The 12,807-nt window shown below is 39.3% G+C and carries 10 protein-coding genes; 4 read left to right on the top strand and 6 right to left on the bottom strand.

Annotated features, from left to right (window positions below):
• Window positions 1–98 precede the first annotated feature (98 nt).
• On the top strand, window positions 99–737 hold the full coding sequence (locus tag PI95_RS21760; RefSeq protein ID WP_039743347.1) for a histidine phosphatase family protein: 639 nt from the start codon (window positions 99–101) through the stop codon (window positions 735–737).
• A gap of 46 nt (window positions 738–783) precedes the next feature.
• The gene (locus PI95_RS21755) at window positions 784–1,908 is read left to right on the top strand and encodes a succinylglutamate desuccinylase/aspartoacylase family protein (RefSeq protein ID WP_039744100.1); all 1,125 of its coding nucleotides are present in this window, start codon (window positions 784–786) and stop codon (window positions 1,906–1,908) included.
• A 100-nt stretch (window positions 1,909–2,008) separates the two neighbouring features.
• On the opposite strand, the gene PI95_RS21750 is transcribed toward PI95_RS21755, so the two are convergent.
• From PI95_RS21750 to PI95_RS21730, 5 genes are all read right to left on the bottom strand, one after another.
• Window positions 2,009–3,535 (bottom strand): RNaseH domain-containing protein, encoded by a 1,527-nt coding sequence (locus PI95_RS21750; RefSeq protein ID WP_052324886.1) that lies wholly within the window; start codon window positions 3,533–3,535, stop codon window positions 2,009–2,011.
• Window positions 3,536–3,567: 32 nt separating this feature from the next.
• A complete protein-coding gene (locus tag PI95_RS21745; RefSeq protein ID WP_052324885.1) occupies window positions 3,568–4,914 on the bottom strand; it encodes a pPIWI_RE module domain-containing protein in 1,347 nt (448 codons plus the stop codon).
• A 16-nt stretch (window positions 4,915–4,930) separates the two neighbouring features.
• Window positions 4,931–8,122 carry a pPIWI_RE_Z domain-containing protein gene (locus PI95_RS21740; RefSeq protein WP_039743345.1) on the bottom strand — a complete coding sequence of 1,064 codons (3,192 nt, stop codon included), beginning with the start codon at window positions 8,120–8,122 and terminating at the stop codon, window positions 4,931–4,933.
• Window positions 8,119–9,372 carry a restriction endonuclease-related protein gene (locus tag PI95_RS37245; RefSeq protein ID WP_336507531.1) on the bottom strand — a complete coding sequence of 418 codons (1,254 nt, stop codon included), beginning with the start codon at window positions 9,370–9,372 and terminating at the stop codon, window positions 8,119–8,121. Before PI95_RS37245 ends, PI95_RS21740 begins: the two co-directional genes overlap by 4 nt.
• A gap of 353 nt (window positions 9,373–9,725) precedes the next feature.
• A complete protein-coding gene (locus PI95_RS21730; protein WP_039743343.1) occupies window positions 9,726–10,808 on the bottom strand; it encodes an ATP-dependent 6-phosphofructokinase in 1,083 nt (360 codons plus the stop codon).
• 136 nt (window positions 10,809–10,944) lie between these two features.
• On the opposite strand from PI95_RS21730, the gene era reads away from it, so the two are divergent.
• Entirely contained in the window at window positions 10,945–11,919 is a 975-nt protein-coding gene (era, locus tag PI95_RS21725; RefSeq protein WP_039743341.1) for a GTPase Era, read from the top strand.
• Here era and PI95_RS21720 read toward each other — a convergent pair.
• Window positions 11,882–12,025, bottom strand: coding sequence for a hypothetical protein (locus PI95_RS21720; protein ID WP_163519079.1), 144 nt, complete (start codon window positions 12,023–12,025; stop codon window positions 11,882–11,884). The two genes, era and PI95_RS21720, sit on opposite strands and share 38 nt — an antisense overlap.
• A 301-nt stretch (window positions 12,026–12,326) precedes the next feature.
• Between PI95_RS21720 and PI95_RS21715 the strand changes: the two genes are divergently transcribed.
• Window positions 12,327–12,807 (top strand): response regulator (locus PI95_RS21715; protein ID WP_163519083.1); only part of this gene is annotated, 481 nt, incomplete at its 3' end.

Below are 12,807 nucleotides of genomic sequence, written 5' to 3'. Positions count from 1 at the left end.
ACAATCTAAAATCCGTCGAGGATGCGTTTTGAGCCGAGGAAACCGACCCTCAGACTTTCCGCAAAATCCAAAATCTAAAATCCAAAATCCAAAATCCCATGACTTTAACTCTTTATTTTTTGCGTCACGGACAAACTGAATGGAGTCGCAATAATGCTTTTTGCGGTTCCCTAGATCCAGAACTGACACCAGATGGTATGGAAATGGCTTCATCTTTTGCTTCTTCATACAGTTCTACTCCTTGGGAGGCAATTTTTTGCAGTCCGATGCACCGCACTTTGGCAACTGCAAGACCTTTGTGTGAAGCTATTGAAATGCAACCACAACTGCGGGATGGTTTAAAGGAAATTCACTACGGTAAGTGGGAAGGAAGCACACCCGAAGCGGTAAGTAAAGAATTTCACGATGATTATATCCGCTGGTTAGCAGATCCGGCGTGGTATGCACCGACTGGTGGGGAAATGGCTGTTGCGATCGCTTCTCGATCTACTCAGGTTATTGAAGAAATTAAGCAGCTTTATCGCGATGGCAATGTGTTAATTGTTTCCCACAAGGCAACTATCAGAATTATGCTGTGCAGTCTGTTGGGAATTGATGTCGGACGCTTTCGTTTTCGTTTGGGATGTCCGGTTGGGTCGGTTAGTGTTGTAGAATTTACTTCACATGGTCCTCTGTTAAAAGTGTTAGCAGACCGTACTCATCAAGATGAGCGGTTGCGGAATTTACCGGGGACTTAAGAAAATAATCTCACGCAAAGGCGCAAAGGCGCAAAGAGTATATAGGATGATTCCAGAGATTGTGACGATTAAGTTGCGTCAAATGGCTAGTGGTGATGTTTTATCGCTGCAAGTTTACAAGTTTGTTGGTGCTAATGTTGGTAAGAAGGTATACATTCAATCTAATCTGCATGGTGCGGAAATTGCTGGTAATGCTGTGATTTATCAGCTTATTGAGTTTTTACAGACGATAAATGATACGGATTTAATTGGGGAAGTTTGGCTGGTTCCGGTTTGTAATCCGATGGGAACTAATGAGCGATCGCATGTTTTTTCTTCTGGTAGATATTGCGTTTATGAAGCGAAGGATTGGAACCGCATTTTTTGGGATTATGAAAAGGAAGCTGATGATTTACTAGCTTTTGCTAAATCTCAACTTAATCTTGATATTGAGGTTGTCAGAGAGAATTATCTCAGCAGAATCAAGGATAAGTTTGGAGAACTTTTAGAGAAAATTAATTCTCCTAGTAGCGTGCCTTATACTGAGCGGTTTCGCTATCAACTACAATCTCTCAGTTTAGATGCAGATTACTTGATTGATTTACACAGTGCTTCAAATCAAGGCATAAATTATCTTTATTATTTCCGAAATCGCGAAGAAAGCGCTAAATACTTTTTACTCGAACACGGATTTATACTTGATAAATATGATGGTGATGCTTTTGATGAAGCGTTTATCAAACCTTGGTTAGCGCTGGAAGATTGTTTTCAACAACTTGGGAGAGAAATTCAGTTTGATGTGGAAGCTTGGACGCTTGAACTGGGTACGGGAATGCAAATGATTCCTGATTCAGTTGCTAAAGGTGTGCGGGGTGTGAAAAATTATTTAATTAAAAAAGGTGTTTTGCTTGATTTAACTGTGGATGAAAGCATTTCTCAAAAAATGTGTTTTCGAGCTAGAAGTAATGTGATAAAGTATTATGCTTCCTCCGGGGGAATGATTCAATCAAGGGTAGAATTGGGTAGCGAAGTTAAAGCTGGAGAACGACTTTATCAAATTCTTAGTTTTAATAAAGAGGGTAAGTTACCTGTTGTAATTGATGTCTACTGCGAACAAGATGGATTGGTTTATGATACTTCTAGCAATCGAGCTGTGAATGAAGGTGAGTTTGTACTAGGAGTTATTCAGTAGTTCCTGACAGCAGTCGTGTTGGGAATGACTACCAGGATGCTCTGCATCCCGTGTAGTTACTCACTCGTTGCGAGAAGGAGCTTGTTCGCAAGAAGTTACATCAGTTATCAGATTGCTCATCATCATCATCATCTAGCATGAGGACATAATCACCCATTTGTTTAGCGTAATGCAGGACTCTAGGTACTTGTAAAAAGTCTTCATATTGCAAAACTCCCTTTCGAGATTGGTGGGCGATCGCAGCTAATTCTAAGGGGTCGTCATCTTTTTGCCTGTAACCTATTGTAATCTCCATAATAGAAGGATGATGCCAAACTTTTCCAGGTTTATCAATTCTAGAGAAATCTTTGGGAACCTTCATTGTTGCAGGCTTCTCCCCAATACTAAAAAATACGCGATCGTTATCTGAATTTTTAAATATACCAGTAGTAAATCCAGATAATTTCTCCCCATCTATTCCATACCATTCTGCTGTTTCATTACCAGAACGTATTCGGATAACACGTAATTCGGGCATGGCATCGAAAACCTGATTTTTTCGTTCTGCAAAAGATAATCCACGAGAGTCAATTTGTGTATCTTGTAGCCATGTCCAGACTTGACGGATATTCTCTGCTTCACAGTAAAGTATTGTTGGCTTTCCCCGAAGCTCTGGTGTCTTTAGAACATACTCAATAAATGTGCGGATTCTAGCTTTACCATTATCATCATTATTTATAGACCCATCTCCATCATTGTTTATGCGTGTCAATGCTTCATCATAGGGTATCCATTCTGTGATACCTGGGAAAATAGCGCTTGTTTCGTTAGTCAAAGAACACATTTTGACCATCACAGGAATTAACTGTGGTTTTCCATTTTCCCCAGTTTGAGAAGTACGATTTATCAGCCGTAGCCCCACTTCATTAATAGGAGTATCTTTATCTACATTGGAAAGTTGTATCTTAGATGGCTCTAAGCGCACCCCTAGAGAACGCAACAGATCAACAAAGCTACATATTGCTTTTTGATAATAACTTTTTCGCTCTGGGGTAATAAATTTGCTGACAAATCCCTCGTCAGAAAAACCCATACGAATAGCACGTTTAGGGTCTCCCCAAGGTGCTAGCCAATATTTTTTTTGTTCTCCTTCTTTATCTTTTTGTACAAATTTCCAATGTTTTTTATCGTAAAGTTCAAACCAAATTCCCACTTTTCCTAGTAATTCAGATTTGGGTGATTCAACAAGGTTAGCTACTTCACTTTTGCGCTTGTTGATAGCCTTCTCTCGCTCTTTGCTGTTAGGTTTACTTTCTGGAGATAAATCTAAACGTTGTGCCAAGGAAGCAACTTCACTGACGCAGATATTTACTGTTAAACCTTCTGGAAAAGAATGACTTCCTGGTTCTGCTTTTGGCAAACCCAGGCAATACTTTATAGCTTTGAGACGTTTCTCTAGATTTTCTGATTTAATGTGCCAAATCCAAATTGTCAATTGTTCACCTATGGATGAACGAATAGCACTCCGCAATTTTGCTTGTGCTGTACTAAGGTTATCATTAAACTGCTTTAATCGTAATTGGAAATCTTCTTCTGTTTCTTCTAATTTTGGTTTCCAGTTAAGACGCTCGATCTCTTGTTTTCTCACAAGTTCTTCTCTGCGCTTCTGATAATCTGATTCTAACTCAGTTTTTTTCTTGAGACAGTTTTTAATTTTTTTTTTTTTTTTTTAAATTCATTCTTTTTAGTTACTTCAAATGTTTTTTCTGTTTCTGCTTTTTTCTTGTACAGAGGCTCATCAAAATTATTTTCCGGCTTTTTCAAGTCAAAGAACTGACTCGGTTGCTTGCTTGTTTTAGAATTCTGACGTTGACAATATATGGGTTCAAAATATTCTGTTAATACATTATCTATTTGCTTCAAAAGTTGATCAGTATTGACTGTAGGCACTCCTTTCGCCACTTTATGCTTAGGTTTCATGCCTTCTTTATAGGTAATCCCAATATTAGGTTTATCGTTGAATGCTGACGATGGATTAGCTAAAATTTCCTGCGGATTATTTGAAATAATATCTAATTTTGCTAATAGTTCGCCTAAATTTTCATCCCAGTTGGCTAGACCTTTTTTTAAAACCATTCGGCAATTAATAAAATATTCGGTCAAATCATCAGGATTTAGTCCTTTACCCCAATTCAGTTTGGCACGGATGTAGGCGTTACTGCCGTGATTATTTGATAATTTACAATCGTTGATACTTAGCCAGCGTCTAATACTTGGTGTAATATCAAATCGGGGATAAGGCAAACCAGGCTCCAAGATGATACTCAGTGTTAGAACTATTGAATAATAGTAAGTTTGTCCGTTTTCTGTGTAATTTAATGGCTGCCAAGAAATTAACTCTGCTCCTTTTCCGTTAGATGGAACAGAACGGTAGAATTGGAGTTGTTGTCCATCAACTTCAAACTTTAGCTTTGGTTGACTTAGTTTTGCAGCTATGATGTGAGGCAACCAAACATAATCACTGTTAGATAAATTAGGAGTTTTATTGGGATGAGGAGGAAACTTACTTGTATAAGATACCTCTTTCTTCTCCCAAATCAATTTCTCCTCAGACAAATAACTAGTGGCTAATTCTTTTTCTTCAGCACTGATAACCTGCCCTCGTTTACTAGGTTTATCTGGAAATTCTGTTTCTATCCAATAAGCTAAAATTGCCGACAATTTTTTTGTGTCTAGTTGCTGAGGACTATATAACCAAAATTCCTCTTTCTCTTTATTAGTTTCTTCATCGTTATCTCTCTTTGGCGATATTTTACCAATGTGAATTAAACCAGGGGCAAGTCTTAACCCTTTGTAAAGTGACTTGACTGGAAGACTCGTTTTATCAAATGATGTCCCATTTTGTTTAGCTGCAAGCCTTCTAATGACATCCTTTGCTTCTTCGGGAAACTTCATTACATAAAACTCTTGCTTTGGCAAGTCAGATTTTAATTTTAAAGAGCAGAAACGGATTGTTTTATATGGCATAATGATTTGCAATTAATTAAAGATTGATTTGGGGTAAACCAGAAAGGTTTATAGTGTTAGCGATCGCCTGATAAAAAGGACGATAAAGAGATTGAACAATAGCGCGATCGTATATAGGAATTTCTGGATCATTTTCAAAATAAGGACGGAGTAAATATACAATCCCAACTAGCACACTACTAGCAGAAGTATCTTCTTTGCCATCCTCATTTTTGGCGGTATTTATGCCAAACTTAGCATCACACCAAAAAACTTGTGCATCGGCATTACCACGAATTAAACGACCTATCACTTGCCAAAGAGAAACAATGATATCCCAATACACTGCATTACGGTCATCATCTGGGAGAGTTGTCAATCTGACTGATAGGTGTAAGAAATGACACCACTGTTCGTAAGCAGCATCACGAAAATTCTTACCTAATTTATTTAAATTTTCCCCTTTAGCTTTTTTATAATTGTCAATTGCCCAACGGTTTATCGAGTGAATAGCATAAGATAAATCATCAGGAATGGGGTGAGGTAAAACTAAAAAATAAGCTGCTCCAATTACTGCTTTTCCATCCTTATCGACAATATTATGACCTCGCTCAATCGCTTTTAGTGGAACTATTAAAATTACTTCCGGTCTGGTAGCAAAATCTGGTGATTGTCCTCGCTGCAAAAAGTTACGATTATCATCCCATTCATCAGAGATTTCATCATCTGGGGATAAAGCTATAACTTTATCTTTCCATCCCAAGTTTACTAGACACTGATAAACCCAATCAACTTGCTCGTAGCTGTTGACAACTAATAAAATTTTTCTACCTTGCAATTCCTTAATTTTTTGACTTAGATATTCTTTTTCTACCAGTTGTTTAACTATTTCTTCTAAATTACGACGTTTATTATCTCCGGCTCCGGAGACAGAAATAGGCTGTTGTTTATTAGATAATTTTAACAACTCTGAGTGTATTTTTATTTGCTGTGACGTATCTGGTACAAGCACTCCAGACACAGGCACATCAACATGGTATGCAGGAGACTTTCCTGCATAACTTGTTCCTGACATCAGCAATAGGTGGGGACTGGCAATATTATCTCCTTTGAACAATTCATCAAAATTCAGTAGTAACCAGCGTCCAACACCTGTGCAGCGGAAAAACTGTAAACTGCCTAGTGATTCTTTATAAGATTTGTGGTATTGAAATGCTAATTGATTACCCATTGGCATTGCTGGAATAATCGGATTAAAGTCTGATGGTGGAGAATCAAACCACATTGAATCTGATATATCTAAATTCAATGTACTTTGCACCTGTTGCCATTTGTTCATCATAAAGTAGAGTTTGCCTTGCAAGTCGCAGACTAGCAAGGCAAACTCTAGTGTTAGAGCAATTTCTGCAAGTTTTTCTTGGGGCAATTGAACGGTTGCTGTTTTTTCAACCCATTCCTTAATTGCTGCACCTTTTTTATCTTTTTTAGCTAGCGCAAATAAAGGATTATGCTCGTTATCTAAATCTTTAATATATGGCTCAAATACACGTTGCATTAAATTATTAAATTGCTCGATATTTTTGGTATTATCCGATGTTGTTAGTAAATTGGCAACCTCTCCTAATAATAACCAATCGGTAAAATAATTTTTTTTCTCGCGCCATTTAGATAAGCTATTTTCCTTGCTTAATAAGTGATATATCTCATCGGCAGTTACTTTTGCTTTCTGGCAAGCGTTCCACCAATTTGATACAAGCTCATTTTCAAGAACTTGTGACTTTTCATACTTCAATTTAGCTTCAATATTATCGTAAAGTTTATCTAACCAGGCATCTCTAGACGGTCTGCGTAATGTTTTATCAGGGCTAAATGCTTTATCTAGGTAAGCCTGATGTTGGTCAACTTCATCGACAATCACCAAATCACTGCGTCTGCAAACTAATTCAAAATAAAGAATGCTCTCTCGGTTGATTGCTCGTGGTACTCTGGTGTAAACTAAACTTCCAGGTGTGGCAATCAAGATAGAAGCGTTAACTAAATCACGTTCTTTTTTATGATAGGGACATACACCGTAAGCTGGACAAACTTTAGTTTTGATTGATGCTTCTGATTCTTCTTCATTTGTATCGATAGTTTCTAAAGAAAAACATGGCTGCGTCCCCATTGCAAATTGTGTGTTCATTTTCGGATGAACAAATGATGTCAATAAACAGGTGTTACTTAGCCATTGAAACCCAGTATGCTCTTGTTTAAAAGGCTGATTGCGATTAGAGTTATAAACGGCTCTGTGCAATCTATTTAAATGGCTTACTTTGTTAGAATTTCCTAAAATAGGAGCTACATCATTAATTCCTAATTCGTCAAACATTTTGGTCAATTCAAAAATTTGCAGCACATCCGTGACTACAAGGGTTACGCATAATTTATTTTGCCATCCCCATACTGCTAATATTTTCATGAGGTTGGACTTACCAGAAGAGACCATCCCGACTAGATGCAGTATTTTATTGATAGTTAAATATTCTGCATCAATTAATTCTTGTTTATCGTTGAATATTTGTAGCTTGACTTGATTAAAACGTCTTATCCACTGCGGTTTTTGACCCCGCTTTTCTAATTGATTATCCATCCAGTCGGCTGTTTTTCTTAGTTCTTTCCAGCTTACTTTCAGAGGATTTCTCTGTTGCACACCAGCTAGATTGTGCTGTGGGGGTTTGGGTAAACTTGCAATTTCTGGAATTATTTCAACTGTTTCTTTTTTATCCTTGACATCACATTTATATTTTCCAGCTTTAGCCCAGTGTATATCACTTCTTTGCGATAACTCTACTGGCAGATTTAAGGCAGAGTTATAAATTTCAAATCTGTTATTAGCAACTGTAATATTAGTTCGCAATTGATATCGCCAATATTCATCAACCTGATAAATTTCGTAACCGTGAATATCGGGTGGGGATTCTTGATAACGCTGTAAGGCTTCTTCCCAGTTAGCCGGACTGTGATATTGTGGCAATAGATGACGAGCGGATGCCAACATTTGATAGTGATTATTTGTCCAATTTTGGCACTCTGCAAAATTATACGCATATCCAGTCAGCAGCACCCACAAACTATTAGCACTAGCGTCTGGAACCAAGGTATTTAACAAATACAGCCCTAATTCGACCTCGCATAAATGTTTGTTTAAATCTGTTTTTAATGGCTGATACCACTTGGAAGTATTTCTCATTTGTGTTTCTCTAATTTAGTCATAACTTTCTTAACAAATTCACTTTCAAACATTACCTGATACTTTTTAAGCGGAACTGTACAGTAAGTACGAAATTCTTGCAGATATTCCTGACCGTAACTTTGAATTTCATCAGGAAAGACAAAGAATGAATCTTGGTATGGCTGATGCTTAAGTCTAGGAATAGGCTTATCAACTTTTTTCGCTAAATTATATGCACATTCCCAAAACTTAACATCAACTGCCCAAACTATATTGTCGGAAAAAACCAAGTGTAAATCGTATTTATCAAGCTCAGGGTATAGCTGCACTTCTAGGTTTAATTGTCGCAATCTCTCTGTTAATCTCAGTTCTGGTTTTCCTGGACGATGAATAAAATATCGTAAATCCGGCTTCAACCAAAAAACCTCATCATCTTCATCGGTGGGGAAAGCTTTCTCAGGCTTGTTTTGCTTTTCACAATGTTTATTTTCACACTTTAATTCATCATTTTTGCTCAGATACATTAACCCGCCACAATGACCGCAGCAGTAAAATATCCCATCTAACTTGTAAGATTCAGGAGCTTTTTCATAGCTATTCTTAAGTATTTCTAGCACGGGCTTAAAATGCAGAATGCTATCAACATCTAAATCTCCCTTGGTTATTACAGGGTGTTCAATGAGATAACGTCTAAAACTTGTATATAACTCAGGCTTTTGTGCTGCTTTAGTCATTACCTCATTAATTACTTGTTTCTGGAAATTACCCGATTCATCAAAATATTCTTCTGCTGTTTCAATGCAAAATCCACTCGGTTTTTGCTCTTCTATTAGTTGTTCTTCAAGCAATTCTTCAGCAAAATCAAGCTGTATATTCCACTCTTTTAAGGGAATCTGCGCCCATCTAGAAATAAAATCCGGAACTCCTTGTATCGGTTGACTTACTCCCGCCATTACACAAGCAAGTGCCAGCTTATCTACGCCTAATTGCAATTCATTCGGATAATCTGAAGGGCTTTTAAAGATTTGCTGTTCATACTTGCATAAACCCTTTGCTATCTGTTGCAGCGTATCCTCTGTGATTGAAATCACCCTTGCAGAGGTATTAACTTCTTCATTGCCCGTGACTAATGAAGTTAAGTCATATCTTCGGTGTCCTGTTGGCGTTCTCATTGCCTTAATTTTTCCCGCTGCCTCCCAACGCCTCAGAGTATCCACACTCACACCCAGGCGTTGCGATGCTTCTTTTGGGCTAACTAACTCTGAAATTGCTTTTTCCTCAACTCGATTTTTCTAATTGTATAGCTGCATTCCTAGATTTGCATAGATATTTTGATTAAGTTATATTAAAACTATTGGCATTGCATACAGATGTCAGAGGCTTTGATAAAGTCTTCTCCTGCCAATCGGTGAGCGTGAGGCGTTTCGCATCTACCTGGCAGACACAAATTAAGGCAGAAGCCCACTGCACTTGCGTTCTGTGGCTGCATCGCTTGGGAACGAGGCAATCAAGCTGTAAATGAAGGCGAATTGTGATGGGAGTTATTAGTTAAATAGGTAATGGGTAATGGGTAGGAGTAGACGTAGGGTGTGTTATGCCGAAGGCTAACGCACCCTACAATTTAATCTCCTAAATAAATACCGATACCACGAGCGGTTTTAACTAGAGTACCATTTGGATCGACGGCTCTATATTGAGCGATCGCTTCGGCAATTGGTACGCTAACAACTTGACGATTTTGCCACGTTACCATCTGGTCATATTTACCCTCTGCAATCAAATTAACCGCTGCTACACCAAAAGCTGCTGCGACTAATCTATCCAAAGGTGAAGCTGTTCCACCTCGTTGAATATGTCCTAAAACTGTAACTCGTGTTTCTGCATTAATACGCTGGATAATTTGGTCGGCTAAATATTCACCAATACCACCATATCGAGATTGACCTAAGCGATTTGTAATTGTGACATTTTCACCTTCTTGAGTGCGAACTGCCTCAGATACAATTATCAAACAATAATTTTTGTTTTTCTCTTGCTGTTCTTTGATTCTTTGACAAATATGCTCAATTGTGTAGGGAATTTCTGGAATCAAAATTACATCTGCTCCCCCCGCAATTCCCGCTGCAATGGCGATGTGTCCTGCGTCACGTCCCATCACTTCTAAAATCATGACGCGGCTATGACTTGCAGCGGTAAAATGTAAGCGATCTAGTGCTTCGGTGGCAATATTTACTGCTGTATCAAAACCGATCGCATGTTCTGTAATCCCAATATCGTTATCAATTGTTTTGGGAATACCAACTAAATTTATACCACCTTGTTGTGCAAGTCGGCGGAGAATTGCCAAACTACCATCACCACCAATTCCAATTAAAGCATCTAAATTCAATTGGTGATAGCCTGCAATAATTTCATTAGAGCGATCGCATACACTTCCATCTGCCATCGGGAAGGCAAAAGGATCGCCTTTGTTAGTTGTTCCTAACATTGTACCACCAGCAGTTAATAGCGTATTAACTTGGTCAACTTCCAGTTTTGTGAATTGTGGAGGACGTACCATCAATCCTAAAGTCGCTTGCCGAATTCCCAAAACCTCCCAACCATAAGTTCCCACAGCGCAATACACTACAGCTCTGATTGCAGCATTTAAACCAGAGCAATCTCCACCACTAGTCAGAATTCCAATGCGTTTTGGTTCTCCCATATCTTTTATGACATTATTCTCCGAATAATATAATTAGTAGTAAATTAAACTTAAGTAAAGGCAATCGTCAAAATTTCCAGGGTGATTTTATGTTTGTTTTGTGTCCAATTAAATCAACTTATCATATATATAAACTATGACGGTGGAGCCAAAGGTGAAAAGTATTGAGAATTATACCTTCTCTTTATCAGGAGAAGTAACTGTCCCCCAGGCTCCTCCTGAATTCAAATCGGGTTTTATCGGCATTATCGGTCGCCCAAATGTCGGTAAATCTACGTTGATGAATCAATTAGTAGGACAAAAAATTGCCATAACTTCTCCAGTAGCGCAAACTACACGCAATCGTTTGCGAGGGATTTTAACGACACCAGAAGCGCAGTTAATATTTGTTGATACACCAGGAATTCACAAACCCCATCATCAATTAGGGGAAGTGCTGGTGAAAAATGCGAAAATTGCGATTGAATCGGTGGATGTAGTGCTGTTTGTGGTGGATGGCTCGACGATTTGTGGTACAGGCGATCGCTATATTGCCGAGTTACTGACTAGAAGCGAAACACCTGTAATTTTGGGTGTGAACAAAATCGATCAACAACCGAAGGATTCTCAGATTATAGACGATAGTTACACTGAGTTAGCACAATCCTATAAATGGCAAACAGGAAAATTTTCTGCCAAGACTGCGACGGGATTACCAGAACTGCAAGATTTATTAATTGAACATTTAGAACGAGGACCGTTCTACTATCCACCCGACTTGGTAACTGACCAACCGGAACGCTTTATTATGGGGGAATTGATTCGAGAACAGATTTTGTTGTTGACTCGTGAGGAAGTTCCTCATTCGGTAGCGATCGCGATCGAGAAAGTGGAAGAAACACCAGCTATCACTCGCGTACTCGCTACCATCAACGTTGAACGAGATTCCCAAAAAGGCATTCTCATCGGTAAAGGTGGAGCTATGCTCAAAGCTATAGGTAGTGCAGCTCGCGAACAAATCCAAAAGTTAATCGCCGGCAAAGTCTATCTAGAATTATTCGTCAAGGTACAACCAAAGTGGCGTCAGTCTCGCGTCAGTTTGGCAGAACTCGGTTATCGCGTGGAAGAGTAAAAGGAGTTAGTTGTTGGTTGATAGTTGTTGGGCATTGGGCATTGGGCATTGGGAATTGGGAATTGGGAATTGGTAATAATTCTTTCCCATGAGTCCCTTTCCCCATTCCCCATTCCCCCCTTCTCTATGCACGCCAGTCGCTCATGGGGAGCCAGTGCGTTCGGTCGCCAGACTTGAAGCACCTGGCGTGGAGACCACGCCAGATGCTCCACTTGGGGAGCCACTGCGTTGGACGGGTTTCCCGGCAGACGCGCAAGTGGCGATTTGCTCCCAAGACCGCACTGGCTCCCCTTGGCGTTAGCCTCTCCCAAAGGGAGAAGACCGCGCTGGCTCACCATTACCCATTACCCATGCCCCATGCCCGATGCCCGATGCCCCACTATCCACTATCCACCAACACACAAAAAATGTCTTCAAATACAGTCTCTGCGTTCAATATACCTTTAGATGCTGCACCGTTGCGGGTGTTAATTGTTGAAGACGATCCGATGATGCAACTCGGATTAGAACAGTCATTAATGGCTCATCCACAGTTGGAAATTGTTGGACAAGCGGAAGATGGTTATTTGGGTGTGCAAGCTGCACTGAAATTGAAACCTGATTTGGTGGTGATGGATATTGGTTTACCGCGATTGGATGGAATTGCGGCGACACAGCAAATCAAAGCAGCATTACCAGAAACGCATGTAGTAATGCTGACATCTCACAAAACAGAGACAGAAATTATTGCTGCGTTATCTAGCGGTGCTGATGCTTATTGTATCAAAGGGGCGAGTGTCGAGCGGTTGTTGAATGCGATCGCTGCTGCGGTTGAAGGTGCAGCTTATCTCGATCCGCAAATTGCCAGACAAGTAATTGAAAATCTCAAACCCCCTACCCCCACAGGTA

This window comes from Hassallia byssoidea VB512170 (assembly GCF_000817785.2).
GTDB classification, from domain to species: Bacteria; Cyanobacteriota; Cyanobacteriia; order Cyanobacteriales; family Nostocaceae; genus Hassallia; species Hassallia carrinoi.
The sequence above is the reverse complement of the archived record's forward strand: the minus strand, read 5'-3'. Positions and strand labels throughout refer to the sequence as shown.

Excerpts from the sequence above, each read along its gene's own strand:
- PI95_RS21720 (WP_163519079.1), bottom strand. The coding sequence starts at position 12,025 with ATGGGGAAAGGGACTCATGGGAAAGAATTATTACCAATTCCCAATTCC.
- PI95_RS21760 (WP_039743347.1), top strand. The coding sequence starts at position 99 with ATGACTTTAACTCTTTATTTTTTGCGTCACGGACAAACTGAATGGAGT.
- PI95_RS21755 (WP_039744100.1), top strand. The coding sequence starts at position 784 with ATGATTCCAGAGATTGTGACGATTAAGTTGCGTCAAATGGCTAGTGGT.
- PI95_RS21745 (WP_052324885.1), bottom strand. The coding sequence starts at position 4,914 with ATGCCATATAAAACAATCCGTTTCTGCTCTTTAAAATTAAAATCTGAC.
- PI95_RS21730 (WP_039743343.1), bottom strand. The coding sequence starts at position 10,808 with ATGGGAGAACCAAAACGCATTGGAATTCTGACTAGTGGTGGAGATTGC.
- PI95_RS21740 (WP_039743345.1), bottom strand. The coding sequence starts at position 8,122 with ATGAGAAATACTTCCAAGTGGTATCAGCCATTAAAAACAGATTTAAAC.
- era (WP_039743341.1), top strand. The coding sequence starts at position 10,945 with ATGACGGTGGAGCCAAAGGTGAAAAGTATTGAGAATTATACCTTCTCT.